General features: G+C 44.6%; 28 protein-coding genes. 12 read left to right on the forward strand and 16 right to left on the reverse strand.

Features of this window, described 5'->3' with window-relative positions; translation table 11 throughout:
• From Q8M62_RS05250 to moaCB, 9 genes are read left to right on the forward strand one after another with little or no spacing between them, the layout of a single operon-like run.
• Positions 1-2,217: a molybdopterin oxidoreductase family protein gene (locus Q8M62_RS05250; RefSeq protein WP_304898996.1), complete on the forward strand. Its 2,217-nt coding sequence runs from the start codon at positions 1-3 to the stop codon at positions 2,215-2,217.
• 16 nt (positions 2,218-2,233) lie between these two features.
• Positions 2,234-2,806: a 4Fe-4S dicluster domain-containing protein gene (locus Q8M62_RS05255; protein ID WP_304898997.1), complete on the forward strand. Its 573-nt coding sequence runs from the start codon at positions 2,234-2,236 to the stop codon at positions 2,804-2,806.
• 13 nt (positions 2,807-2,819) lie between these two features.
• On the forward strand, positions 2,820-3,326 hold the full coding sequence (locus Q8M62_RS05260) for a ubiquinol-cytochrome c reductase iron-sulfur subunit (RefSeq protein WP_304898998.1): 507 nt from the start codon (positions 2,820-2,822) through the stop codon (positions 3,324-3,326).
• A gap of 12 nt (positions 3,327-3,338) precedes the next feature.
• Positions 3,339-3,593 carry a DUF6755 family protein gene (locus Q8M62_RS05265; protein WP_304898999.1) on the forward strand — a complete coding sequence of 85 codons (255 nt, stop codon included), beginning with the start codon at positions 3,339-3,341 and terminating at the stop codon, positions 3,591-3,593.
• An 18-nt stretch (positions 3,594-3,611) separates the two neighbouring features.
• Positions 3,612-5,105, forward strand: a complete 1,494-nt coding sequence (locus Q8M62_RS05270; RefSeq protein ID WP_304899000.1) for a nitrate/nitrite transporter — start codon at positions 3,612-3,614, stop codon at positions 5,103-5,105.
• A 10-nt stretch (positions 5,106-5,115) separates the two neighbouring features.
• The gene (locus Q8M62_RS05275) at positions 5,116-6,390 is read left to right on the forward strand and encodes a hypothetical protein (protein WP_304899001.1); all 1,275 of its coding nucleotides are present in this window, start codon (positions 5,116-5,118) and stop codon (positions 6,388-6,390) included.
• Positions 6,391-6,402: 12 nt separating this feature from the next.
• Complete coding sequence (locus Q8M62_RS05280; protein ID WP_304899002.1) at positions 6,403-7,011, forward strand: molybdenum cofactor guanylyltransferase; 609 nt, start codon at positions 6,403-6,405, stop codon at positions 7,009-7,011.
• A 3-nt stretch (positions 7,012-7,014) separates the two neighbouring features.
• Positions 7,015-8,274 (forward strand): pyridoxal-dependent decarboxylase, encoded by a 1,260-nt coding sequence (locus Q8M62_RS05285; RefSeq protein WP_305668049.1) that lies wholly within the window; start codon positions 7,015-7,017, stop codon positions 8,272-8,274.
• On the forward strand, positions 8,275-9,186 hold the full coding sequence (moaCB, locus tag Q8M62_RS05290; protein WP_304899923.1) for a bifunctional molybdenum cofactor biosynthesis protein MoaC/MoaB: 912 nt from the start codon (positions 8,275-8,277) through the stop codon (positions 9,184-9,186).
• A gap of 120 nt (positions 9,187-9,306) precedes the next feature.
• Here the strand turns inward: moaCB and Q8M62_RS05295 are convergent, their stop codons facing one another.
• The 5 genes from Q8M62_RS05295 to queD form a co-directional block, all read right to left on the reverse strand.
• Positions 9,307-11,577 (reverse strand): TonB-dependent receptor domain-containing protein, encoded by a 2,271-nt coding sequence (locus Q8M62_RS05295; RefSeq protein WP_304899922.1) that lies wholly within the window; start codon positions 11,575-11,577, stop codon positions 9,307-9,309.
• 65 nt (positions 11,578-11,642) lie between these two features.
• Positions 11,643-12,017, reverse strand: coding sequence for a hypothetical protein (locus Q8M62_RS05300; protein WP_304899921.1), 375 nt, complete (start codon positions 12,015-12,017; stop codon positions 11,643-11,645).
• The gene (locus Q8M62_RS05305; protein ID WP_304899920.1) at positions 12,010-13,146 is read right to left on the reverse strand and encodes a hypothetical protein; all 1,137 of its coding nucleotides are present in this window, start codon (positions 13,144-13,146) and stop codon (positions 12,010-12,012) included. The genes Q8M62_RS05300 and Q8M62_RS05305 overlap by 8 nt, the downstream gene beginning before the upstream one ends.
• Before the next feature lie 11 nt (positions 13,147-13,157).
• Positions 13,158-13,898: a DUF542 domain-containing protein gene (locus Q8M62_RS05310; protein WP_304899919.1), complete on the reverse strand. Its 741-nt coding sequence runs from the start codon at positions 13,896-13,898 to the stop codon at positions 13,158-13,160.
• Positions 13,899-13,995: 97 nt separating this feature from the next.
• Positions 13,996-14,415 carry a 6-carboxytetrahydropterin synthase QueD gene (queD, locus tag Q8M62_RS05315; RefSeq protein ID WP_304899918.1) on the reverse strand — a complete coding sequence of 140 codons (420 nt, stop codon included), beginning with the start codon at positions 14,413-14,415 and terminating at the stop codon, positions 13,996-13,998.
• A gap of 207 nt (positions 14,416-14,622) precedes the next feature.
• Between queD and Q8M62_RS05320 the strand changes: the two genes are divergently transcribed.
• From Q8M62_RS05320 to Q8M62_RS05330, 3 genes are read left to right on the forward strand one after another with little or no spacing between them, the layout of a single operon-like run.
• Positions 14,623-16,743 carry a ribonucleoside triphosphate reductase gene (locus Q8M62_RS05320; protein ID WP_304899917.1) on the forward strand — a complete coding sequence of 707 codons (2,121 nt, stop codon included), beginning with the start codon at positions 14,623-14,625 and terminating at the stop codon, positions 16,741-16,743.
• Complete coding sequence (nrdD, locus tag Q8M62_RS05325; protein WP_304899916.1) at positions 16,727-16,897, forward strand: anaerobic ribonucleoside-triphosphate reductase; 171 nt, start codon at positions 16,727-16,729, stop codon at positions 16,895-16,897. The genes Q8M62_RS05320 and nrdD overlap by 17 nt, the downstream gene beginning before the upstream one ends.
• Positions 16,863-17,564 carry an anaerobic ribonucleoside-triphosphate reductase activating protein gene (locus tag Q8M62_RS05330; RefSeq protein WP_305668050.1) on the forward strand — a complete coding sequence of 234 codons (702 nt, stop codon included), beginning with the start codon at positions 16,863-16,865 and terminating at the stop codon, positions 17,562-17,564. The genes nrdD and Q8M62_RS05330 overlap by 35 nt, the downstream gene beginning before the upstream one ends.
• 239 nt (positions 17,565-17,803) lie before the next feature.
• Here the strand turns inward: Q8M62_RS05330 and Q8M62_RS05335 are convergent, their stop codons facing one another.
• The 11 genes from Q8M62_RS05335 to Q8M62_RS05385 form a co-directional block, all read right to left on the reverse strand.
• A complete protein-coding gene (locus Q8M62_RS05335) occupies positions 17,804-18,277 on the reverse strand; it encodes a hemerythrin domain-containing protein (RefSeq protein ID WP_304899914.1) in 474 nt (157 codons plus the stop codon).
• A 24-nt stretch (positions 18,278-18,301) separates the two neighbouring features.
• Positions 18,302-18,694 carry a group III truncated hemoglobin gene (locus Q8M62_RS05340; RefSeq protein ID WP_304899913.1) on the reverse strand — a complete coding sequence of 131 codons (393 nt, stop codon included), beginning with the start codon at positions 18,692-18,694 and terminating at the stop codon, positions 18,302-18,304.
• Positions 18,694-19,116: a cytochrome C gene (locus Q8M62_RS05345; protein WP_092728485.1), complete on the reverse strand. Its 423-nt coding sequence runs from the start codon at positions 19,114-19,116 to the stop codon at positions 18,694-18,696. The genes Q8M62_RS05340 and Q8M62_RS05345 overlap by 1 nt, the downstream gene beginning before the upstream one ends.
• Positions 19,113-19,385, reverse strand: coding sequence for a hypothetical protein (locus tag Q8M62_RS05350; protein WP_304899912.1), 273 nt, complete (start codon positions 19,383-19,385; stop codon positions 19,113-19,115). Before Q8M62_RS05350 ends, Q8M62_RS05345 begins: the two co-directional genes overlap by 4 nt.
• Complete coding sequence (locus Q8M62_RS05355) at positions 19,382-19,618, reverse strand: hexameric tyrosine-coordinated heme protein (protein ID WP_304899911.1); 237 nt, start codon at positions 19,616-19,618, stop codon at positions 19,382-19,384. Before Q8M62_RS05355 ends, Q8M62_RS05350 begins: the two co-directional genes overlap by 4 nt.
• Positions 19,619-19,628: 10 nt before the next feature.
• Positions 19,629-20,627 carry a cbb3-type cytochrome c oxidase subunit II gene (locus Q8M62_RS05360; protein ID WP_304899910.1) on the reverse strand — a complete coding sequence of 333 codons (999 nt, stop codon included), beginning with the start codon at positions 20,625-20,627 and terminating at the stop codon, positions 19,629-19,631.
• A gap of 11 nt (positions 20,628-20,638) precedes the next feature.
• A complete protein-coding gene (locus Q8M62_RS05365) occupies positions 20,639-22,444 on the reverse strand; it encodes a cbb3-type cytochrome c oxidase subunit I (RefSeq protein WP_304899909.1) in 1,806 nt (601 codons plus the stop codon).
• Between the two features lie 270 nt (positions 22,445-22,714).
• Positions 22,715-23,149: an Rrf2 family transcriptional regulator gene (locus Q8M62_RS05370; protein ID WP_304899908.1), complete on the reverse strand. Its 435-nt coding sequence runs from the start codon at positions 23,147-23,149 to the stop codon at positions 22,715-22,717.
• A gap of 174 nt (positions 23,150-23,323) precedes the next feature.
• On the reverse strand, positions 23,324-23,773 hold the full coding sequence (locus tag Q8M62_RS05375) for an OsmC family protein (protein ID WP_304899907.1): 450 nt from the start codon (positions 23,771-23,773) through the stop codon (positions 23,324-23,326).
• A gap of 17 nt (positions 23,774-23,790) precedes the next feature.
• On the reverse strand, positions 23,791-26,127 hold the full coding sequence (locus Q8M62_RS05380) for a nitric-oxide reductase large subunit (RefSeq protein WP_304899906.1): 2,337 nt from the start codon (positions 26,125-26,127) through the stop codon (positions 23,791-23,793).
• 64 nt (positions 26,128-26,191) lie between these two features.
• Positions 26,192-26,629 carry an Rrf2 family transcriptional regulator gene (locus Q8M62_RS05385; protein ID WP_304899905.1) on the reverse strand — a complete coding sequence of 146 codons (438 nt, stop codon included), beginning with the start codon at positions 26,627-26,629 and terminating at the stop codon, positions 26,192-26,194.
• Positions 26,630-26,748: the final 119 nt, after the last annotated feature.

The following is a 26,748-nucleotide window of genomic DNA, read 5'->3' on the forward strand; positions in this document are numbered from 1 at the left end:
ATGGCAAAATTACCATCTTCAGTAGATTCAATTATCGATCAGTTCGGTCCTCATAAAGGTTATACACCAAAAGAGGGCTTTCCCGGGGTTCACGAACCTGACAAACTCGTCAAAACGCATTGTTGCTTTTGTGGCATGCAATGCGGCATACAACTAAAAGTAAAGGATAATAAAGTGACTGGATTTGAGCCCTGGATGGAGTTCCCATTCAATGAAGGCCGTCTCTGTCCGAAAGGGGTGCAACGCTACCTCCAAAACAATCATCCCGACAGGCTCTTAGCGCCTTATAAGAGGGTAGAAGGGAAGGGATTCGAGCGGACATCATGGGAGGAGGCGATGAGCAAAACGGTCAGTGAAATTCAGCGAATCCAGAATTCTCATGGGAGAGATGCCTTTGCTATGCTCTCCGGAGTGTCTTTGACCAATGAGAAAAGTTACATGGTCGGGAAATTTGCCAGGGTAGCACTGAAAACAGCAAATCTTGACTACAACGGTCGACTTTGCATGGTCAGTGCTGGGGCTGGAAATAAAAAGGCTTTTGGTCTGGACCGGATTTCTAATACTTGGGAAGACCTCAAACATGCAGAAGTGATCATCATTGCTGGCACAAATGTCTCAGAAACCTTTCCCACGCTTACCCACTACATCTGGCAGGCAAGAGATAATGGTGCAAAACTAATAGTGATAGACCCACGTGTGACTCCAATTGCCCGAACAGCGGATCTTCATCTTCCTGTGAGACCCGGAGGAGACTCCGCACTTTTTGGAGCAATGCTGAAGATCCTCGTAGATAATGACTGGCTGGATCATGATTTTATTGACAATTATACTTCAGGGTTCCAGGAGTCAATCGATGCGGTAAAGGATTACGATTTGGCTTGGGCTGAGGAGAAAACCGGGATTTCGGCTGCCAAAATCCAACAAGCCGCTGAGTGGTGGGGAAAGGCAAAAACCAGTTTCCTCCTTCATGCCCGAGGAATTGAACATCACTCCAAAGGAGTAGACAATGTCCTGAGCTGCATCAATCTGGTGTTGGCTACGGGTCGAATCGGAAGACCCTATTGTGGCTACGGAACCATCACTGGACAGGGAAATGGACAGGGGGGCCGTGAACATGGACACAAGTGCGATCAACTTCCTGGAAATCGCGACATTACCAATCCGGAGCATCGGAAATACATTTCGGAGGTCTGGGGGATTGATGAAAAAGAAATGCCCGGAAAAGGACTTTCGGCTTATGAAATCATAGAAGCCATTCATCGGGGAGAAATAAAGGGCTTGATCACGATTTGCTTTAATCCGTTGGTTTCCTTACCCAACAATAATTTTGTGCGGGAAGCCTTTGAAAAATTGGAATATTACGTTGCCATTGACTTTTTTTTAAATGAAACTGCAAGGCATGCAGACTTAATCCTTCCTGGCTCACTACACGAGGAAGAAGAGGGGACCGTGACTACAGCTGAAGGCCGGGTAGTGAAAATCAATCAAGCAGTAACTCCTCCGGGAGAGGCCCGAAAAGACAGTGATATTCTGATAGAACTGGCCCAAAGACTCGGAGTGGGGGATAAGTTTGCGTATAAAAAAGCAGAGGACACCTTCAATGAGCTGCGGGTAGCTTCCAAAGGTGGTACTGCCGACTATTTTGGCATTACCTATGAAAAAATAGAGAAAAATATGGGGGTGTTTTGGCCTTGCCCATCAGAGGATCATCCCGGTACACCCAGACTATGGGAAGATAAAAAATTTAAAACTCCTGACGGCAAAGCTCATTTCAACCCCGTTCCATACCGTGAACCCTCCGAAGTAGTGGATAAGGAATATCCAGTGGTCATGACTACGGGCCGGGTGGTATCCCAATACCTGAGTGGCTCACAGACCCGACGAATCGGTAAGCTGGTTGACCAATATCCCGAACCCCTCTTGGAAATCCATCCCAAACTAGCCTATCAGTATGGGATTAAAGATGGTGATGAGGTAATGGTCAAAACCCGTAGAGGAGAAGCGGTATTTCCAGCCCAATTGGTTGAGACTATCCGTGAGGATACTGTTTTCATCCCTTACCACTGGGGGGGGAAACAATCTGCTAACCAATTGACAATCGGAACCCTAGATCCGGTGAGTAAAATTCCTGAGTTCAAAGTCTGTGCCTGTAAGTTGGTGCCAACGGGCAAAATAGCCTCCATAAAGATCAAAGAATCAGCCTTTCAAAGTTTTTAACCTAACGACCCAAACCATGCAAAACCCTCAATATAATCAGCAGATGGAGTTTTTTGTAGATATGCAGCGCTGTATTGGCTGTCATGCCTGTGAAATGGCCTGTGCGGAGTGTGAAACCAACGGACAGGAAAGTATGATACACATTCACTATGTGGAGCGGGCAGTTTCTGTGCAGACCACTGTCCAAGTCTGCATGCACTGCGACAATCCAGTCTGTGCCAATGTCTGTCCTGCAGACGCCATCACCAAGGATGATTTTGGTGTCGTGCATACTGCCAATACTTCCCGGTGCATTGGGTGCTCCAATTGTGTACTCGCTTGTCCTTTTGGAGTTCCTAAAAAAGAAGAAAAAGCGGAATTAATGATGAAATGCAACATGTGTTATGATCGGACCAGTGCCGGAAAAAAACCCATGTGCGCGACTGTATGTCCCAGTCAGGCTCTTTTTTATGGTACTCGTGAAGAAATCGAAAAACTCCGTCCAAACAGTACTCCAGTCAATAAATTTCTCTTTGGTCAGGAAGAAGTCAATACCAAAGTCAATATCATGATGCCAAAAGGCAGCACCGAACTGAGAATTCACGATTAATTTTCCTTTCACTATGTCCAAAGACCCAAATTCAGAAATCCCCAAATGCAAACAGGATTTTCCAATTGAACAAAAAGAAGCGACTCACGTCTCCCGCCGGGAATTTGCAAAATTTCTAACCTTATTATCAGGTGCATTGGCTGTTGGTAACACAGCAATCGTAGTCAAATCTTTGGCTTTTCCCGAAAAACCACTGGAAGGCGAACATGCCATCTGCATGGAAAGTGAAGTAGGGGATGGAGATTCATTCATGTTTGAAATAGAAGGGTCCAAGACTATCCCTTATTTATTGATCAACCTCGGTAATGGAGAATGGAGAGCTTTTGAACAAAAGTGTACCCACTTATCCTGTGCTGTGAAGTACCGTCATGACCTCGGTCAGATTGAGTGTCCTTGCCATAAGGGCTATTTTAATCCCCGCACCGGCGACGTAATTCAGGGACCGCCTCCTAGACCTCTGCCCCAACTGGAAGTGGTGATCCGTGAAGGTCAAGTATTTGTTAAAGCCCAACAAACCTAATCTCAAAAAGCTATGAGTGATTTCAGACAATCTCAAAACGAGGCACATCCCAATAAGACCAACACGCTGATGACAGGGATTATTTTTCTGTTGATCCTTTTTGTCACGATTCAGATTTGGTTTCTATTCGGGGCACTCAATAATGCCCTTCAGGAAAATCTCAATTTTGCGATTACAACCGCTCTAGGGTCTCTGGTATTTGCCTTTGCTTCATTCTGGCTCTTGAAGTACTTGCCGGAACCAATCAAAAGGAAAATGAAAAAGTAGGATTGAACCAGCTGGACCATGAACGAACCTATCCCGGCCGGTGCACACCGGATTTTGATTTTAAATACCCTCGCTTTTACGCTTTGCTTTGCAGCATGGACCTTCAACGGGGTCATGGTCACCTACTTGGTGGATAATGGAATCTTTAATTGGAGCCAAGTTCAGATCGGCTGGCTCTTGGGAATCCCGATTCTAACTGGTTCGGTGATGAGGCTACCCATAGGGATCCTTACCGACAAATACGGCGGGAAATGGATTTTTGTGGGCCTGCTTCTATTGACTTCGGTCCCCATGTTTCTCCTGAGTTTTACAAGTTCATTTACTTGGTACGCCTTGATGAGTTTTGGATTTGGGCTTGCTGGGGCAGGTTTTGCAGTGGGAATTGGTTACACTTCCGTATGGTATCCAAAGCATTGGCAGGGAAGAGCCTTGGGTATTTTTGGGGCAGGAAATGCAGGTGCTGCGATTACCACCTTGCTAGCGCCCACCTTACTTAATTCCTTCACTCAAAACGGGCAAAATCCGGAAGCATGGAAGACGCTACCGATGATCTATGCCGCGGTTTTAGTTACGATGGCCGTGCTGTTTGCCCTTTTGGCAAAAAATAAAAAACCTGCTCTATCCACCCGAACTATGGCCCAAACGCTCAAGCCATTGGGAAATATCCGTGTGTGGAGATTTGGACTGTATTATTTCCTTGTTTTTGGATGTTTTGTTGCCTTTTCTCAATGGTTGGTGCCCTATTTCACCAATGTCTACGGGACAAGTTTGGTCATTGCTGGGTTATTTGCTTCTTTATTCAGTCTTCCTTCCGGAATTATCCGGGCTTTGGGAGGCTGGATGAGTGATAAATTTGGTGCGAGAAAGGTCATGTTTGGAGTCTTCAAATGGTCAATAGTGATCAGCGCCTTACTGATGGTTCCTAAAATGGAAATTTTCTCTCCCGGAAAAGGAATCAATGCCACTCAAAAGGGAATTGTCGCTGAGGTAGCATCTGATGAAATCGTCATGGACAATGGAAAGACCTATTCTTTTTCCCCAATGACTTCCTCAGACCAAGTCCAGTCGGTGAATACCCCCATCTTCCCCCAAAAATCTTCCTGGCAAGAACCAGTCGTGAAAGCAGGGGATGAAGTGGAAAAAAAGCAACTTGTTGTAAAAGGGATAACAAGGATCAATTTTGAGGCTAATATGTGGGTGTTTGCTGTGCTTACCTTGCTCGTGGGAATTGTATGGGGAATCGGGAAAGCATCCGTTTATAAGTTTATTCCTGACTATTTCCCTAATGAAGTCGGGGTTGTGGGGGGAATGGTAGGTGTAATCGGAGGGCTTGGTGGATTCTTTTGCCCGATTCTTTTTGGCTATCTCTTAGAAGGTACAGGAATTTGGACGAGCAGCTGGATGTTGATGTTAGTGATTTCAATTGGCTGCTTATGGTGGATGTCTGTTGTCACCAAAAATATGCTCAAGTCAAAAGCACCTGATTTGGCAGATAAAATAGATCATCACTAAAGCTAAGATTGTGAAATCAAAATGGAGTTTCCTTGTGGTTTTTTGGATGTTTGGGTTTTTCCATATGGCAAATGCCCAGTTTTCATTCAATGGGCAATATGTCGTCCGGGGAGAATATCGAAACGGTTTTTTTCAACCTATTGAGTATGATAAAAAGCCTGCTTTTTTACTGGCTCACCGGGCAAGAATGCAGGCTGAGTACCTGCATGATGATTTCAGCTTTTTTATGAGTGTGCAGGATGTAAGGACTTGGGGAAGTACCAGCCAATTGAATGTAAGTGACGGTTTTCTTTCCGTTCATGAGGCTTGGGGATTGGTCAAGTTCAATCCCAAGTGGTCTTTGAAAGTAGGAAGACAGGAGCTCAACTATGATAATTTCCGTTTTTTGGGAAATGTAGATTGGGCATTGCAAGCAAGGTCACATGATCTGGCTCTTTTACGTTTCGAAAATGAATTTTCAAAGCTCCATGTTGGTGCGGCTTTTAATCAGCAAACTGCCCGGCTTTCGGAGACCACTTACGAGCAGCCTAATCAATATAAAACGGCCCAATTTGTCCGCTATGAGACAGGTTCGGGAGCTGTTCCCTTTTCCCTGCTTTTTTGGAATGAGGGACGAGAAAATACCGGAGAGGTTTTTTTTAGGCAGACATTCGGTCTTTCTAGTTTTCAGTTTGGGAGCCCCAAAATGCTGAAAACAAGTGGTTTTGCTTATATGCAAACCGGTGAGAATTTCGATCAACTCCCGATTTCAGGCTGGAATGTAGGAGTGGATCTTAAAAGGGAGTTCACCTTGGACTCAGCAAAAAACAAAAAACTGGAGTTTGCCTTGGGTGGTGAAATCCTCAGTGGCTCGAAAAACGGAGAGGAAAAGGACCGGTCTTTCTTACCACAATACGGCACCAATCACCTTTTTAATGGTTTCATGGACTATTTCTATGTCGGAGGGCCATATAAGCAATCGGTGGGTTTGCAGGATGCATATCTGAAAGGGAGATTTATCCCAAATCCAAAACTCTGGATTCAGGCGGATTATCACTTTTTTTGGACCCAACAATCCCTGGCCTCCGGTGCTTATAAGTACTTGGGATCGGAGTTAGACCTTTCTTTTGGACTGATTATCAATGAGGCTGTTTCGCTGCAAGGTGGCTACAGTGCCTTCTTCGCAGCTGAAAGTTTCAAGGAACTTACCCAGGTTTCTAATCCGAAAAACAATCAGGATTGGGCCTATATTATGTTGATTTTCCGTCCCAATAATAAAAACAGGTTTATTGGAGTCCGCCTTTAAGGAAGTGAAATAATGACATTAGTAGATAAATCTATTTCCGTATTCATTCTGGCTGGCGGCAAAAGCAGCAGAATGGGTGAGGATAAGGGTTTGGTCATCTTAGAGGGTAAACCCATGATTTCGTATCTTCTGGAAACCCTTCAGGAATTGGAATTGCCGGTATCGATCATTTCCAATGAGTCAAGGTATGAAGTTTTTGGAGTTCCGGTTTATCCGGATTTAGTAAAAGATAAAGGGCCTCTGGGCGGAATTTTCACCGCTTTGTGCTACTCCAAATCCGATAATTGTTTGATTTTGAGCTGTGATTCTCCATTCCTTTCAAAAAGTATTATTTCCAACTTGCTGGAAAGAGCCAAATCGGACACCGTACTTTTTGGGCAACAATCCGGGGAATCGCATCCCTTTCCAGGAATATATCCGGTATCAGTCAAGATGAAATTGAAACGACACCTAGATTTAAATTTACTTAAACTTCAAAACTTCATTTCCGAAGGAGTCCATCAGGTGATCTTGTGGGATGAATTACTTTCAGATACAGAAAAGGCGATCGTAAACTTTAATACCCCAGCGGACATTCAAGAATGGCTTGAAATGATCCATGGGAAACCAAATAAATTATAAACCATGCGCATTCAAATGAAATTTTGGAAAAAGCTCACATCCGAGGAACGGTTGAGTCGGGTTCAGGAGGCACTGAAAGATAACGTGGATTTCTCCAAAGATGCCAATCTGGGTTACCCAGCCTCTCGATTAGATGAGAAAGTTTTTTCCAATGAATCTCTTTTTTTGAGGGAGATGCCTGTTTTGAGTACTTATATCGCCAATCCAAACCATATCGGTTGCCATACCTTTGGTACCTCTGAGTTTGCATTTAAAGGCACACAGGCCATTGAGCGGGATGTCCTGAATATGATTGCCGTAGACCTTTTTCAAATTGAGGAAGGGCAGTATGATGGATACATATCTCCCGGAGGGACTGAGGCCAATGCACAGGCGATTTGGATTTACCGAAACGAGTTTATCAAACATCATCAAGCCAAGCTGGGGGAAATAATCATTCTGGCATCCGAGGATACCCATTATTCCATTCCCAAGGCTTCTAACTTGCTGATGTTGGACTGGATCAAAGTGCCTGTTGATTTTGAAACTCGTGAACTTCAAGAATCGGCAATACGGGATTCGGTCAGGGTAGCTTTGGCTAAGGGCAAAAAATACTTCATTGTGGTGTCGAATATGGGTACTACGATGTTTGGCTCGGTGGATGATCCCAAAAAATACACCCGGATTCTTAAAGAATACCAATTGCCGTTCAGGCTTCATATAGACGGGGCCTATGGGGGCTTTGTGTATCCTTTTGGTGATTTTGAAAACGAAATCAATTTTACCAATCCTGATATTTCTTCGCTAACCATTGATGCCCATAAAATGCTTCAGGCTCCCTATGGAACAGGTATTTTTGTTTGCCGAAAAGGGCTGATGGAAAATGTGCTCACTGATGAGGCAAAGTATGTGGAAGGAATGGATCTAACCCTTTGCGGTAGCAGGTCCGGAGCCAATGCCGTTGCAGTATGGGTGATTTTGACCACTTATGGCCCCCACAAATGGTTTGAGAAGATCTCCGTAATCAAGATGCGAACCAATTGGCTTTGCCGACAGCTAGACCAATTGGGGATCTCTTATTTCCGTGAGCCCGAAATGAACATTGTGACTATTCATGCAGAGGCCATCTCGGCAGAATTGGCACACAAATACAACTTGGTTCCCAAGAGTCATGATGAATCAAACGAATGGTACAAAATCGTCCTGATGGATCACGTGGAAATCGAACATCTCAAAGACTTTATTCAGGATTTGATATCATCCAAAAATCTTAACCCCATTTAAATGGTCAACATCACGAATAAAAGTACTACCCTGCGAAAAGCCATTGCTCAGGCGATTGTTAAGGTGAGTTTACCAGGAACTATTCAAGCCATCCATAATCATACGGTTCCTAAGGGCAATGTACTCGAATGTGCCCGTGTGGCTGGGCTCTTTGCGGCTAAACGGACGGCAGACATGATCCCGGATTGTCATCCGCTTCCTGTCGAATTCACTGCGATTTCTTATGAAGTAGGAGTGATGGAAGTGACCGTTTTTGTGGAGATCCACACGATTTATAAAACAGGAGTGGAAGTGGAAGCCATGCATGCTGCGTCGGTGGTTGCTTTGACCATATACGACATGCTAAAGCCTATCGATAAAAAAATTAGCATTGAGCAGATCAAATTGGTAGAGAAAAAAGGAGGGAAGTCTGATCGTAAAAAGGATCTGGATCAGTCCCTGCGAGCAGCCGTCATTGTTTGTTCAGACTCCATTTCGGCGGGTAAAAAAGGTGACCGGGCAGGGATTGTGGTCAAAGAAAAATTGGAGAAAGTAGGAGTTCATGTACCCGTTTACCGGATCATTCCAGATGAGAAGGATCAGATTCGGCAACTTTGCGCCCAATTTGTTGGCGAAAAAATGGATTTGGTGATTTTTACAGGTGGCACAGGGCTTTCGCCGCGAGACGTGACCCCGGAAGCTTTGGAAGGGATTTTAGAAAGAAGAATTCCCGGCATCGAGGAAGCCATCCGAAATTATGGGCAACAGCGGACGCCGTATTCCATGCTTTCCCGTTCAGTGGCCGGCTTGATAGGCGATACGCTGGTATTGGGGCTTCCCGGGTCCACAAATGGAGCCTCAGAATCCATGGATGCGGTTTTCCCTGCTTTGCTTCATATTTTTAAGGTCATGGAAGGGGCTAGGCATGATTAAAGAGGAGTTCTTGACACTAAAAAAAAAGCGGCTTGAAATAGAATTCAAGCCGCTTTTTTTCAAATATGACCTATAAGGATTTCAAAACCCGATAGGTCTGACTTTTTTTATTATAGACGATCATGGAAACTTAAAACTAACCATTACAAAGAAGTTTCTTCCCGGCGCATACATCGGACTTTTATCCAAGCCTATTGGGCGTGACAAGTGTTCGTAAAAGGTTTCATCCAGGAGATTTTGAACGCCCCCTTTGATGAGGAGCATTTTGCCAAGGGGATAACTTACGTCTAGATCCAGCAAAGTGAATCCGGGAGTGGTTCTTTCTCCAAATACCTCAGAAACTCGATTTTGGACTGTTACAAAGCGGAGACTGGCTCCGGTGTGTAGTTTGCCATCCAGAAAATGCCCTGCCAGTCGGTAGCGCACATCCAAGGGAGCAATCTCTGGCAGTGGAGCATCCAGATCCAAATCTTTGCCATAGGTATAGGCAAACTGGAGAGAATGACTGATTTGGGAAGTCAGAGTTTGCCTGAAGGATAACTCTGCACCGGATTTGAAGGCTTCGTCCAGGTTAACGTATTGTCTGACTCCCGGACTAGTAGCTAGCCTTGGCTTGAGGTCGGTTTTCACTGAAGAAATGTAATCATCCAGATAAGATCCGAACAGGGTCAGTTCTACAGCAATTTTATCCCGCTCATAGCCCAATACCAAGTCCAGCTCGTAGTTTGTTTCAGGCTTGATCGTGGGATCGCCTACCATTTCCCATGGATCCAATCCAACTGCGAGGTAGTTGATATACCGTTCCAATAAGCTTCCGCTTCGACGTACACCCGCCGCCCAAATCCCAAGACTGAAGGATTTCCCGAGCTCTTTTTGGGCTCCAATACTGATTCCGGGATTGAGTTGAGTGTTGTCCAGCTTAGCATGGAGTTGGGTAAATTCCTCAGCGGGGTTGTTGGCTATCGCTTGATTGATTTCCAATCTCCCGGAAGCGGTAAAAACAGTGCTTCCTATCGGAAATAGGTAATTGGCAAAGGCCCCGGTTTTGCTGATTTGGGCGTCCTGCCAGAGATTATCATAAAAGACCTTTCCTTTCATGGGGCCCATCAGGATTTCCCGGCTTCGTGTACCATCCGCAGCTTCCTGCTTATAATCCAATCCGGCAAACAGTTTTCCCCTGGACATCCTCCATTCTCCTTCTGTCCGCAAGCCCCAGTTTTGAGTAATGGCCGGAGTGCTGGCGTTCATCATGCGAGGGGTTGTTTCTCTCAATAGATTGTCCATGAGGTGGTCCACACGGGTGAAATAGGCCGAATTTGTCCACTGAACTAAGGGCTGACCGGTGAATGTCCGGGTATGCTTCAGACTTCCCATCCAGGTGTCATCAGTCCGTAGATCCATTCCAAGCGAAGGGAAATCTGCGTCTCTCGCAAAGTTTCGATTTACTGAAAATTGCAAGAGGTCCTTTTTGCCGGCTAAGACATCGGCGTAGATTCCAAAAGTTCCCCGCTCAAAGCCAGAGGGGACAGGAATTCCATTTCCATCCAAATAATCGTTTCCAGTGGAATAGCTGCCTAAAATTCCGACATCATAGTTGCTGCCCTGAAAACCTACCCTTCCTTCATTTCTCCACACCTCTCCATTGGATTCAAACATAGATGAAAATCGGCCATACATACCGGACTGACCCCTGAAATCGGGACTTTCCTGAATATAATTGATTGTGCCTCCTAGACCGATTCCATACCGAAGTGCATGTGGGCCTTTGAGAATTTCCACTTCACGGATGCGGTTAAGTGCAACCTGGGATGTGGGAGGGTCCATCCGGTTGGGGCAGGCGGCGTTGGCAGTTTGTATCCCGTTGATGACCACATTGAGTTGGTCGTACTTGAATCCTCTCAAGACGGGGTCAAAGCCAAAATTACCCCCTTTTCGGATTCCCGAAATGGCCGGATTCAAGGCTAATATAGCCCCCGCATCATGGTGAAGACGTTCATGGTCTGAAATCATGATTTTCTGATCCTTGTCCTCAGACATTTTCAGGGAGATGACTGACACCGGCTGGAGTCCGTGAAAGGACTCTTCCCGAAATGTCTGCTTCGCTTCAAAGGCGTTTTTGACCTCCATAGGATCGAGGCTCCAGGTTCCATAGCTGATGTGGCTTAGGAAAAGCGTGGATTCTGTGTCTGGTAGTAGGGTGACGGTGCCGGTCTCGTCGGAGATCCCTCTTTGAAATCCATACCTATAATTTAATCCGATTATGGGTTCTTTAGATTTTTGATCAAGAAACTTAATAGTTGAGGATTGTTGTGCGTAAGCGAATGAATTAATTAGAAATAGAATGGTCAGGGCAAGGAATATCTTCCCAGAAGCCTGAATTATAGTCTTCATAACAATTTGATTAAGTGAATTGGGAAAAACGTGGACAGACTCAATAGTCAGCCCAATAAAAAAAATCAGCCGGTGGGCGGATGGAAAAAATCTCCTGATTCAGTTGAAGGTATCCAAAACCGATAAAAAGTGTCTAACTGTTTTGGGGCAGGAGTAGGTTTGCCGCTGATTTCAATTGGAAGTTGGGCGGCTATATAGCTTAAGGAAAGTTCTTCCAGAGTCACTTCTTCAGCTTCTCCTCTTTTGTCTTTTGCTTCACTGAGTCGCTTGCTGAGTTCGCATTTCCCCTCACATTTAAGTTCGGGTTTGTCTTTGTTGATGCAGTATATAGCGGTTATCTCTTTTCGCTGAAGGAGAAATTGGGCTTGGATAAAGGTATAGCCCATCCCATTGAGAAGAATCAGTAGTGAGAAGGCAATATGTAGGAGGCCTTTAGGCATTAATTCGCAAAGTTGAATTTTGTGAATTGGAGCGTGTGTGATTTTGATCACTTTCGCGTGGGTTGGTGGATATGAATTTGATTTTCCAAATCACTATTCCTGCCATCAATGCAAACATCACCAGAATAAGATAGCCGTTGCTGACGCCCATGATTTTTCTCCATTCGTAATTTTTGGTCAGTGCAAATCCGATTCTTCCCAATAATGTCAGCTGAAAAAGACTCCATGGCCACCATAGCAGACGATGATATGGCGTCTCCCGGATTCCAAAAATGGTCGGGAAAATAATCGGTGCATGTGCCCAAATCATGGAAAAAGTGAATCCCAAGAAGAAAGTATGAAGTACCAGGTCATAAAATAGCGGGTGACTTTCCATGAATAGCAAGATCAATCCCTGAGCTCCTAGCCAGAGATATCCGACTCGAAGTCCTACACCGATGTATCGGAATTGAGCCTTTTTCTTTGCGGCAACTTTTGCCATGTCAAAAATTAACAGCCACACGGAGATCAGTAGCCCTGCCATTCCCATTACTTCATTTCCGATACCGTGAAAGGGTAGGACTAGACCGATGAAAAATAAACTCAGGAGTATGCCCAAGGCCTGCTTGGACCAGGTGGGTACGGGTAGAAACTGGCTTAACTCTAATCGTTCTCCGACGATTGTGAAAAGCAAAAATCCAATCCACCAAGTACTTCCTGCAGCAATCATCCCAAAATGCCAGGCAAGAAAATTTCCGATAAACCAGCAAACAGCTCCCAGGTAGAGGAGAATACTGTGGAAAAAAGGGTGTCGAATGGTCTGAAAATGCATGATCATACTCAGTCCAAAAGATCCGGCCAATAGGGCTCCCATGCCCGCTTGGTCCAGATTAATCAGAAAGAATATGCTGGAAAGACCAGTTAAAAGGGGAATGATCAGCCAGATCCTTTTTTTCATGACCATGGCCCGTTCTATTGAAATCAATGTGCCCAAAAATCCCCCAACCATCAAAAGCCCATGATTGGAGGCTCCACTCGCGAGGGCAAATGTCATGCTTCCCAGTCTGATCCATCCTCCGGAGATTCCGGTCAGCAAGGCCAGTAATACTAGCGGAATTAAGTAAAATGGCTTTAGAGAAAAGGAATTCATCTCAAATGATATCAGCGGGAACTTTTGGAATCTGTATTGGATTGGCTGAGCTCAAGCGCTCCGGGAAACAGGATGTTACGCTCCAAGTGCATGTGCTTCTGCATATTCATGTCAAACTCTTCCAGCATAGCAAGAGCTACCTTATATGTATTACTGGCATATTCCGGTGGACTGTAGTTATTGGTCAATATTCGTATTTGCTCCAGATATTCACCTTCCTGCTCATGTTCAGTCATGAGTTGGGTAATGATTTCTCGGATCCTTTCATAGGAGTCGCTCAGGATTAAAGTTTTACGATCTTCAGCACCGGCTATTTTTCGGATGTAGGGGAAAATGATAAGTTCTTCTCTTTCGAGATGAGATTGAAGATCTTCGGAGGATTTTTCGAAAATCCTCCGAACCTTTTTCAGGCGGGGATCTTGTGCTCCGTGTATTTTTTCTACCCGCTTGAGGAATTTGCGGATCATCGGCACTCTTTCCTGGATCAGCGCATGGTGTTTGGTTTCGATATAATTGGTCAATAATCCCAAAGGCCAGCTTTTGAAGTCAAAACTATCTTCTGCCGGAGAGGTCAAGGCCTCCAAAAGTTTTTCAAGCAAATCCCTGGAGTTAATGCTTTTTCCCAAGCAGGCTTCTCCGATAGTCTGATCCCCCTTGCAGCAAAAGTCAATCCCAAAGGTTCTGAACACTAAAGCTGAGCGGTAGTCTCTGGCGACAATTTCGCTGATTGTTAGCTGGCTTAATTTTTCCATAAAAAAGGATAAGAATATCCGGTAAATAATGTGAGAAAAAGAGCTGGTAAAGCCCTTGATTGGCTAAAGTTAATAAAGAAAATAATAAAGGACAAAATTATCCCTTATTATTTTTCCAGGTTAGATAAGAATTACTCGTTTCATAAAGCACCACCTGATCCAATCGGATGCTTTGAGGGAGCAGGGAATGAATAAGTTGCACCATCACCAGAATCATTCGCTCTCCAGTGGGTTCGGTTTCCATCCAAAAGATTTTTCCCGGATAATTAGTTAAAAACAATCGGTTTTCTGTATTATCCTTCAGGATTAAGGAGTGATCAAACTGATCCAAAATGGCTGTTTTAATAATTTTTTTGAGGGTTTTGAAGTCCAGGATCATATCGGTTTCATTCAGATCCTGCCCGGATACAGTCACCTCTAATTTATAGGTGTGGCCGTGAATTTCTCGGCAGGGTCCATCATAGGAGCTGAGCCGATGCGCAGCTTCAAACTCAATTTTTTTGGTAATTGAAATCATCACTCCAACTTGTGAGGTATCGCATATAAAAAGATAAATATATCCAATAAAAGAGAATTTGATTCAGTAAACTATTTTTTATTTCGGACAAAAAAGTATGATTTAAATCACTTGAAACCCTGAGCATTATTACCTCGAAAATTGACTTGGTGGCCTGTTTTTTTCTCTAAAATTACTTTGTCTAATTTCTCCCAAAACCCTCAATCTATGGATCACTTTGTCATCAAGCGCAATGGAGAATACGCACCATTTGCTCCTTATAAAATTGAAGATGCCCTGAAGAAGGGTTTTCAATCTGTTTCAATTACTTATGACCTGTCCATTTTCAACAAAATACTCCGTCATCTTGAATCAAAGACTGTCTGGGCTGTTGAAGAAATCCAGGATCTTATTGAAAAAGAACTTTTTGCCGCAGGATACTTTGATGTAATGCGCTCCTTTATGCTCTATCGCCATACCCGTAAAATGCAGCGGGAGCATGTGGCAGGACTTAATGAGGAAACGACCTTAGTGGACAGCACACAGACTATCGAAGAATACATCAGTCAATCCGATTGGCGAATCAATGCCAACGCCAATACCTCCTATTCCAATGCCGGACTGGTCAACAATGTGGCTGGAAAAATCATCGCCAACTACTGGCTGGATAAAGTTTACAGCAAAGAAGAAGGCTATGCCCACCGCAATGGAGACATTCACATCCATGACTTGGATTGCCTCACAGGCTACTGCGCAGGATGGAGCCTAAGAGGATTATTGAATGAGGGCTTCAACGGCGTGCGTGGTAGGGTCGAAAGTAAGCCTCCTTCCCACTTTCGGGAGGCTTTGGGGCAAATGGCCAATTTCCTGGGAATATTGCAAAGTGAGTGGGCGGGGGCACAAGCATTTAGTTCATTTGATACCTATTTGGCACCGTATGTTTTCAAGGATCAGCTTTCCTATAAAGATATTGAGAAAGCCGTACGCTCATTTGTCTATAACCTCAATGTGCCCGCACGCTGGGGCCAATCGCCTTTCACCAATGTGACGCTGGATTGGGTTGTTCCTGAGGATCTCAAAGACCAAATGCCGACTAAAAATGACCTGCACCTTTTCATGGGTATCGATTCGGATTTGCTGATGGAAAAGGCTAAAAAGCGAGGCGTGAATTCTTTGGAAGAATTGACCTACAAGCATTTTCAAGTGGAAATGAATCTGATCAACAAGGCCTATTACACGATCATGACCGAAGGAGATGCCAATGGGCAGCCGTTTACTTTCCCTATTCCCACTGTTAACATTACCGAAGATTTTGACTGGCATGGTCCCAATACGGACTTGCTTTTTGAAAACACAGCCAAAATCGGGTCCTCTTATTTCCAGAATTTCATCGGAAGTCAATACACTGTAGATGAAAATGGACAAAGAGTCGAAAATCCCCATGCCTACAAGCCCAATGCTGTCCGGTCCATGTGTTGCCGACTTCAATTGGATTTGAGAGAATTGTTAAAAAGGGGAAATGGACTTTTTGGGAGTGCAGAAATGACAGGTAGTATTGGCGTGGTGACGATCAATATGGCTAGACTGGGCTATTTGTATCAAGGAAATAAAACTGCCTTATTCGAGCGATTGGATTTCCTCATGCGGATTGCCAAATCAACCTTGGAAAAGAAAAGAGTCTTTATTCAGGACATGTATGATCGGGGACTATATCCCTATACCCAGCGCTATCTGAAACATTTCCGAAATCATTTTTCCACTATCGGAGTCAACGGACTCAATGAAATGATCCTCAATTTCACGGAAGGAGATGAAGATATCACGGGAAATTTTGGTCAAATAATCGCCTCAGAACTTCTGGAGCATGTACGGCGAAGAATGAAGGAATTTCAGGAGGAAACCGGTAACCTCTATAATCTTGAGGCCACGCCTGCAGAGGGTACCACTTACCGATTTGCCAAGGAAGACAAGAAGCGTTTTCCGGAGATTATCCAGGCAGGAATGGGTGAAAATATTTATTACACCAACAGCTCCCAAATCCCGGTGGACTATACCGACGATCCATTTGAGGCACTTTTCCTTCAGGATGAGCTCCAATGCAAGTATACCGGAGGCACAGTCCTGCACTTGTACATGAGGGAAAAAATTTCCTCGCCTGAAGCCTGCCGTCGATTGGTCAAAAAGGTCCTTTCCAACTTTAAGCTTCCTTACATCACCGTGACTCCGGTATTCAGCATCTGTCCGATTCATGGCTACCTCAATGGAGAGCATGAGTACTGTCCAACATGTGACGAAGCCCTTTTGAATGATTTAAACCAAAATCCAATACACCATGCAGACAAGCACTGAACAAATCAACACCAAGTCTTTACTCGAAAATCATGAGGAAAAACGCACAAAATGCCTTGTATATACCCGGGTAATGGGCTATCACAGACCCGTGGAAAGCTTCAACATCGGTAAAAAAGGTGAACACAAGCAGCGTACCCACTTTGTCGAGTAGCCTGGAAAAGGGGAGGCCTGTTTTCAGTATCTCCCCTTTTACCCTTCTTGATTTCCCCGATCGCACGGCCTGCATCCTTTGGTTTGCCGGCTGCAACATGCGCTGCAGCTATTGCTATAATCCCGAGATTGTCCTCGGGAAGGGGAAGTTGAGTTGGGGCCACGTGCAAGAATTTTTGCTTTCCCGTAGGGGCCTATTGGATGGAGTAGTATTCAGTGGAGGAGAATGCACCATTCATCCGCAGGTGATTCCATTTGCCAGAGAAATAAAAAAAATGGGTTTTGAATTGAAGATCGACACCAATGGCAGTCGTCCGGATGTACTTCGCCAGTTGGTGGAGGAAAACTTGGTAGACTATGTAGCCTTGGACTTTAAGGCTTTGCCTGAGAACTACTGGAAAGTTACCCGTTCTGATCTTTTCTGTGCATTCGAAAAATCTCTGGAAAACCTTTTGGATTCCACCGTTCGATTTGAAGTGAGGACTACAGTTCATTCGAAACAATTGACAACCTTGGATCTTCAGAGCATGAAAACCTGGCTGAGGGGCAAGGGCTATTCCCGTACGTATTACTTGCAGCATTTCCGGGGAGATAAGCTAACCCTTGGCGAGCTGGGAGAAAGTAAAAAGCAAGTCTTAAATACCGAATTGGGAGTTTGGAGGAATTAAAGTTTGGTGACTATGATTTGTGACTAATGACCGATCTTAATCAAAAAGCCTAGCTTTTGGCGAATAGATGAGGAGTGAGGATTGTTAGAACTTCCTGTATCTTTTTAAGCAACATGAATTGGCTTCTCCTACTCATTTTTAGCTTGATTACTGCAGAAAAAATTTCAGGGCTGTCATTTTTGCTTATTCTCTACAAGGTAATTCAATTCCATGTGTAAAATCCAGTTTGGGGAGATTCGTTAAGCAGACCCAATCCAAAATGGATCACTGTTATTTTCCTCAAATTTCTCCTTCACTCCATGAGCAGAAATGGCTTGGAGTTGTTCCGCTGTAGCTTTTTCCTGGACTAGAGGGAAAAGAACGCGCTCCTCAAACCGGATGTGTTTTTCCAGTTTTTCCTCGATTTGGCCAAGCGTTTTTTCCGGATTCTCCCATGTTGAAAATAACTTTCGCAGGCGTTTATGCTCACTCAAGGCTTGTTTGATCATGGAATTTTCTGCTGAGAGTACTGGAAATATGACTTTTTCTTCCTCTTCAAAATGGGTTTCCAAATGATTTTCCCAAAACCATACGCAATAGATTTTAATACGCTCAGACTCTATTTCTAATTTGAATCCCTGACGGATTTTCCAGCACAGCAATAAGCCGTGATGGTGATCGTGGCTGAGGTGGTGGAGAGCGGGATGGCGCTTGAGTGGAGCTTTGTTTTCCATGGTTGGTGACTTGATTTAATTTGATTACAGGATGGGATCCACAGTGGAAGTCTGGTAATAATTGATTTTGAAATGAAACATTTCCGCCATTCGTTGTCCCTGCCATTTGGCCCGATCAGCTTTTTCTCCGGTGAAATTTTCATCCACCGTCTCAAAAAACAACTCAATCCATTGCTCAAAGTGAGCTTTGTCCACGGGAAGATGGGCATGTGGTGTAAATGGACTGCCATAATAGGTGTGTTCGTCCAATAAGACGGTCTGCCAGAATCGATACATTTTCTCCAAATGCTCCGGCCATCGCTCTTCAATCACCGAGTTGAAAATATCTTTCAGCATTTCGTTTTTTCGTACTTTCCCATAAAAGCTGTCAACTAGAATCTTGATATCGCTCAGGGTGGTGATGTCTGATTTGTTCATTAGAAGAAGGATTTATATTGATCCGGATTCCAGTACATGATAAAGTAAAAGAGGGCAAATCCGACAAAGGATATCACTGTGGCCCAGACCCAGGCCGGAATTCCTTTGGGGGTCTCAGATCCTCTGATCAGGAAGAAATCATTGCGCTCACTGCCATAGGAATTGATGGTGACGGGTACCTGATCGGTGACTACCTCTCCATCATGTAGCCCCAATACTGAGATTGAAGGGCCGTTTCTAACCTCGAAAGAAACTGTTTTGATCCCTTCCTTACCCGATGTTGACTGGGCCACAATTCGTAACTGATGCTTGCCGTCCGGGATTTTTGTGGTGTCCAAAACAAATTTTACCGGAGGACTAAACTCTGCAAAAGGCACCGGATCCTCATCTAGAAAAACACGGATTTTTCGATTGTCATTCATAGGTCAGGCTGTTGAGTTAGAATGATGTTTTTGATATGATTTGGATTTCGCTCTCCGGGTTTAAGCAGGTATTTGAGACTGAAAATCAGCGTAAGTACCACGAGTATGACTGCCAAACCTATGATGTAATAGTCGCTTTCTGCCTGTGGACCGGTACCGTGACTGATTTCCTGAAGTAACTCCGGCTGATTTCGCTTGCATACCTCACATGCCAAGACCTGAAGTACCGATGTAAAAAAAATCAAAAAACAGAGCATATATTTTTTCATGGTTTCCAGTAGTTATTTGCCCTGGCGATGGTTTGAAATTCCAAGGCAATGACTTGTGCTGAGGCAATAAGCTGAGCGGTGTCTTCGGCGTAATCCGCACGTAGTTTTTTTCGCACATCCGGATTGGTTTGGATCGCTGCAATGGATTTTCGGGAAAGCTTGATGGCCAGATCCCTTCCTTCTTGAGGGGAAGCAGTGATAAGGGATTCGAGGTTGATTTCTGAGGATTGCATGGTGTAGGGATTATTGTTTTTGGATAAATTTTCGGATTTCTGCGACTTGCCCGGGTGTCACCGCAGGAGCCTTATTTCCCCAGCTGTTTCGCTCATGATTGGCAATGGCAGCGATTTCTTCATCGGTCAGAAGATTGGCAAATCCGGGCATTGCGCCGAATTCAGGCCTCGCATCGTAACCGGACAGAATGATTTGCACGAGGATATTGGCATCAGGGTCGTTGACAATTTTGCTTCCTGCCAGCGGAGGAAAAGCCCCTGCGATTCCCTCTCCTGATGTTTGGTGACAGGCTGCGCAGGTTTCTGCATAGAGCTGAACTCCGATCAGATCAAGTGATTCTTGTCCATCCGCCTGATTTTTCTTTTTTCGTGTGGAAGGGATAAAGTCCGGGCCCAGGTTTTGACCGACATCGATTTGGACTAGTGACTGAAGATAGGCGATCAGGGCCATGGCCTCCGGTTTGGCAACGAGCTTGTAGCCAGGGTTTTTAAGCAAATCATCGGATACGGGCACCAGCACATCTTTTTGAGTGACCATGGCAGGTGATTTTTCTTCAAAAAGCCAAGGGTAAGCCGGCATAATTGATTCCTTGACCACAATTCGCGGATTGTAAAGGTGGAGAAGGTGCCATTCTTGTCCGGGCTGTCTTTTGCCCACCTCAGTGAGGTCGGGGCCAGTTCGCTCACTTCCCAGGAGTGATGGGGATTGGCGCCAGAGATCCAAGCGCTTTTTGCTGTAGTAATAATCGGAGGCTAAAGAGGGTCTTTGGCCCCAAACTTGGTCCATTTCGATATTTCGGACTTGCTGCGTATGGCAAGCCATACAGTTTTCGGAGACGTAGACCCGTAAACCTTTTAGTTCTTCGGAGTTTAAGTCTTTCATCCCGGGTAGAGGCTTGACTTCCTGCATTTGCAGGGCAGGTATAATTGAGATGACAGTACTCAGCATCACGAAACCAAGAAATGCGGTTGCAAAGAGGAGTTTATGATTTTTATGAAAGTCAAACATGGCAGAATCAGTTAAGCTTGAGCAGAAGAAAATGGAGTGGTAGGTCGGACAGGGGGACGTTTGTCTTTTTTTGCCATTTCATAAAAATTATAGGCAAATACCAAGTGCGAGACAAACATCAAAGACCCACCAATCGCCCTCCAAACCCAATAGGGCTGCATTAAGACGACTGATTGGATGAATGGTTCTCCTTCTATCCAGCTCAAACCCCGAAGCGTGCCTCCTGCCATCAAGGAGATCATATAGGCAAAAAGCCCTACAAACGCCATCCAAAAGTGAATGCCTACTCCCAAACCTGGAGGTTCATTTCCGGTGACTTTTGGTACTATAGAATACATACACGCCCATAGAAGAAATGTGATGATCCCATACATGGTCATGTGCGAATGGGCTACATTAAAATCCGTAAAATGCCAGATAAAATTGGTCAGACGAAAAGCTTGTAGACTTCCTTGTGTAGATCCCACGAAGTAAAACACCACGCCTACCAGGAAAAAGGGCAAAACGTAGCTTTTGGAAATAGCACTCCAACTTCCTTTCATCGTCATCAGAAAATTGGTCGTGCCGGCGAGTACCGGAATAAACATTCCTACGCTGAATACGATGGCCACAGTCTGCAGCCACCAGGGTAGGGGACTAAATACAAAGTGATGGGTACCGATTAATGTATAAAAGAGCATCTGTGTCCAAAATGCCAGGACCCCTAGAGAGTAGGAATAAATGGGTTTGTTTAAAGCTGTGGGTAAATAATAGTAAACCAATCCAAGGGTAAAGGTCATAAACCACATGCCGACTCCCTGATGCATGTAATAACCTTGAATCACTGTTTCGCCCAGTCCGTCTTGGTAGCTAGGCATATACCCGATCACTACCAATGTGATGGTCCACATCAGGCCTCCCATCAGGTACCAATTGGAAATATAGATTTCTGAGATCTTTCTGTCAGCTACGGTTTTATAGAAATTATAACATGTCAAAATCAAACCCAAAGCGAAGAGTAAGGCCACAGGCCAGATGTATTCCCGATACTCGCCTCCTCCATTGTTCACCCCACTCATGAGCAGTATATTCCCGACCAATACGGCAGAATTCATGAGGTACCAAGCAACCTTGGCCACAGTGTAGCTGAAAATGGAAGTGTTGGAGGTGCGGGAAATAACAAAATACCCCAGACCAACCATAGCCAAAGATGCCCAGCCCCAAAAGACTGTATTCGTGTGTACAGGACGGAGTCTGCCAAAGGATAACCAGGCGCTTTGGTCCATTTCCGGCCAGATAAATTTCATTCCGACATATTGCCCGACCAGAGTTCCAAAAACCAACCAAAAAACTGCGGCCCCCAAGTACCAAATCAATAGGTTACGAAGTGCTTCGGGAGTTTCTAAGCGGAGTGTTTCCCTCATTTTTTCATCTACGAGCGGATTTTCTGGATCATGGGTGATTTTGGTGACCAATCCTCGGCCGTCGTCGATGGAGTTCGGGCCGGAGAGTTCATTACCCGTCAGACTGTAGGTTTTCGCTGCTTTTCGTTTTTCTAAAATCAGGTCCAATTCTTCTGCTTCCAAATTGATCAATTCGGATTTCAGAGACTCCTTGTTTTTGGATTCCGTTTTTTTCTGCAGGTGTTGGATCAGGGTAGAAAGCCTCGATCCAATGATGATAATCGCGACAAAAGAAACGATGGCTATGAGCAAAGCTGTACCGATAATTCCCGGACTTGACCACCATTGCGCTGTGTTTGGGTTGGGTACAGTTTGGGCTTGGACCTCAAAGATTGAAAGTCCCAAAAGAAATAAAATAATTGTAGTGCGTTTCATATTTATATTTTTTTCATTGCCCACATAGCCTGTCCTGTTCACCTCGGCGGATCGGGAGAATCCCGCATGGATTATCCCCGAAAGCCCCGATAGCTATCGGGGGGGCATCCCAGTGTGTGTCGCTTCCGATAAGCCTGTGGCAGACAGCTATGCTCGTTTTCACCAAGAAAATAGAGACTGTTCCCTTGGATGCGTTCATTCAAAAGGAACGGATTTTTTGAACTTTATTTCCGACAAAAATATCGACAATAAGATCAAAAAAAAGTTGACTCAACGGACCAAAATAGTTTTGCCAGATTTGATTCCATTTGCCAATTCCAATAAGCTGGTACTTGCCAAAGCTTGTTTTAATTCTGATCTGATTTTTACAAATTTAGTATGCATGGGGCAAGGCTCTTGGGCATTGCATTCCCTTAGGCCCAGTCCGCAGCCGGAAAAGATGGCATCTCCATCAATCACCGACACGATATGGATGACCTTAATTGATTCCATTTGATCTGATGGAATGTAAAAGCCCCCATATGGACCTTTTAGTGATTCTATTAACCCATTTTTCACCAAATCACTCAGAATTTTGGCAGTAAAAGCTTCCGGCGAACCTACATTCTCCACGATCTCTCCAATTTTTACCCGCTCGCCTTTGAGCGATTGAGTACCGACATAAATCATGGCTTTAATTCCGTATTCGCAGGCTTTAGAAAACATCAAAGGGTGTAAAGTTTAAGTAAAAGTATGATAAAAATCATTTCCGACAAAACTATCGCCAATAAAATCTCATTTGTTATCCTTCCATAATTCAGTCATCGAAGAGGACTTTGTACAGAAAAAAAGGGGCAAACTCTTCGAATTTGCCCCTTTCATCAGTTGTAATGGTTAAACTTAATAAAGTTCGTATTGAAGAATAGTTGGTGTCATTTTGATTTTTGATTTGATGGAATGGGAAATCAGACAAGCCTTTTCAGCCTTTTCCAAGACTTTGATCCCCCGTTCTTCTTTTTCTCCGGGGCTTAATGTCAATTCTGGAAAAAGATGGATTTCTGTCATCATCCATTTACCGTCTTGTTTGGCTAGGATGCCCTCTGCTCGGCAGGTGAATTTTTCGAATTTGAGGTTGGAATGATCCGCTACCGATAGAAAGGTGGTCATCAGACAGGAGCTTACCGCGGCAGTAAACAAATGCTCCGGTGACCAGATGCCTGGTATTCCGTGAGGGAATTCAGGCGGAGTAGCACATTCAATGATGGTTTCCAGTTCGGGGCTGCTGAGTTGTCCGATCCGGCCATGTGTCCATTCAAGTTGGACTGCATAATCATGGGTGGGTTGGTGCATAGTGAATTTAATTTAGCTTAGTTGAGTGCTGGTGATTTTCGCTCCTGTTGGAAGGGGCCGGATGCAAGAAGTGATTTGGGCTTCAGGTGTTTCGTGCTTTTCAAGACGATCCAGACCAGTGGCAGGACTCCTCCAAGCAAGAAAATGGAGCCACCGACAATTCTCAGCCAGGTCATAGTCTGGAAAGGGGCACTTCCTATAAATTCTTGAGACCGTGCAAACCAATAGCCCTTATCCATGACGGTGAAAAGCTGATGGATGCCTGCTGGAAATAAGTCCAATACAACCATGAGAGCCAGACCAAGATTGATCGACCAAAATGAAATTTTCACCAAGCTCGGGTTCCATACCTCTGGCTTGACCAGAAAGCGAATTGCAAAAAGAATAGCAGCGATGGAAAGGTTCCCATATACACCCATTAGGGCTGCATGTCCGTGATTTACAGTAAGATAAGTGCCGTGTTCATAGTAATTGGCAATTGGCAGATTGATGATCAACCCGAATACCCCCGCCCCAAAGAAATTCCAGAAGTTAACCCCAAGGATATAAAGAAAAACGCCCGGCATAGCAAAGAGCGAGGAACGCCCAAATTCTTCTTGCTTTTTGGCCAAAACCTGAGGCATTCGCTGCATTCTCCAGGCTTCTAATGTGAGCAATATCAAGGGGACTACCTGTAATGTGGAAAATACAGATCCTAAAGCCAATGTTGCCACGGGCTTGGCATTCCAATAGAAATTATGGGAAATACCCAATAATCCGGAGCCTAAAAACAAGAGGGCTGCCAAATACACTACTTTGGTTACCGCCTGCCGGCTTACCAAGCCCATCATCATCATCATGTACCCGACAATGATGGTGGTGAAAACCTCAAAGAAAGCCTCGACCCACATGTGGACTACCATCCAGCGCCAAAAATCAGCAACCACAAAATTCGTCTCAGGGCTGGCAACAAATCCTGAAATAAGCAGGAGCAAAATACATACTACCGCATAGACAAGCCAGTTTGGAAGTTCCCAAGGTCTGGTTTTATCCATGACTCCTTTGAGTCCCCGATAGACGATCACGGCCCAAAGGGCAAACACAAGGAGTAGCATGTACTGGTAGACACGACCCAGCTCGACAAACTCCCAGCCCTGATGTCCTATCCAGCGCGAAAGCCCGCCCAAAAATCCTTTGGGCCCCAGATAAATTCCTACAATAGACCCTGCTACTAAAACAAAGAAAATACCGAACAGCAAGTTGATGAGTTTAAGCTGACCTTTCGGTTCACCCTTTCCCAGAAGGGGAAGGACAAAAAAGGAAATTCCGACCCAGCAGGCTGAAATCCAGTACAAGGAAATCTGAAGATGCCAGCTTCGCGATATGGTCACAGGGATCAAGGCCTGAAGATCCAGACCAAAGAAGTTGGTCAAACCTACGAAATCATGCACCGTGAGCACTCCTGCCAGCACTTGAATCAAAAACAACAAAATAGCGACAAAGAAAAATTTAAAAGTGGCGCGCTGGGTGGGGGTTGGTCGGAAGGTTCGAAGCTTAGCTTCCGTTACCATTTCAGAGGCACCTTTAGAATAATAATCATCACTGAGTTGCTCAAATTGCCCGTAATAATACATCACTGCACCCAAGCCCAAAATCAATCCAAACAGTCCCAAAATGCTCCAAAGCATGGTGGAAGCTGTAGGTGTATTTCCCGCCTCAGGATCGTAAGGCCAGTTGTGAGTATAGCTGTAGTTTTCCCCCGGTCGGGTTACACTGCATACCCATGCACCCCAATAAAAAAACTTACTGAGCTGTTCGATCTCCTTAGTATCTGTCAGGTATCCTGCGGGTTTAAAGGCTTCATGAAAATCCGGATCAAAAAACATTTTTTGATAAAAGCTTCCGACCTCACTTACAGCAAAAATCTGGGCAGAACTCAGATGCGTCTGATTGGTTTCCGGGTCATATCGGTTCAATTTGATTTCGGTTTTCACCTGGGCTTCAATTCCTGCTATTTCCAAAGGGCTGACTTCTTTAGGGGATTCTATCAGGTAAAAATCCGTGATAGATTCTGCTAGGATATGAAGGGATTGAGCCGTGAAATCAGGACCACGCAAGGCACCGTCTCCAAACATACTCCCATATTCCATGAGGGCATAGCGGTGAAAAACCTCCTGACCGGCCAGAATGTCGGATTGAGAGATATGGACTTGTCCCTGCGAATCCACAAAATCCGGAATGGGCGGGGCTTCACTGTAGGTCTGGTAGCCGATGAAAATCAATCCGCTTATACTCACCGTGAAAATGAGCAAGAAAGGAAGCCACCAATTTTTTGGCTTCATCAGGTAACTTAAGAAGTTGAGTTCTGTCTTCATAATCGAGGGTGTAAAGATTAATTCATATTTAAGAGTATTTAATCTTAATTAAGGATAAATTTTTTTAATCGTCTAGTCGGACTTCCATCGTTCGGATTTTTTCGCCCAAAAGTGCCAGACTGGTTTCGGAGAAATTTTTCTGCATTTTCGTTTTGACCTCTTTCCAGAACTCATGAACCGGGCAGGGTTTGGCAGTACCACAATGTGGTAATCCGATAAGGCATTTATCAAAGTAATCTTCTCCTTCCAAGGCCTTGATCACATCAATGAGCATGATTTCCTCGGCGGGTTTCGCAAGTGCTATTCCGCCCGACGGACCTCGATAAGAAATGAGAATTCCCTTCTCAGTGAGTTCACGGAAGATTTTGGTCACAAAATGAAAAGACAATCCCAGCTCATCAGAAATCTCCCGAATGCTTAAATACTGATTTTTAGGTGGATAAGCCACCAGGTAAAGCAAGGCACGCAGACCGTATTTTCCAACTTGGGAGAGAGCTTTCAATTTTAATTCAGAGTATTAAGTCCGAAATAAAAACAAATCATTTCTCAATTCAAAATCAAAGAAAAATAATGATGGCTTGGATTTTTAATTTTAATGCCTTTCATTTGTAAGTAAATACA

It is taken from the genome of Algoriphagus sp. (genome assembly GCF_030694375.1).
In the GTDB taxonomy this organism is placed as follows: Bacteria; Bacteroidota; Bacteroidia; order Cytophagales; family Cyclobacteriaceae; genus Algoriphagus.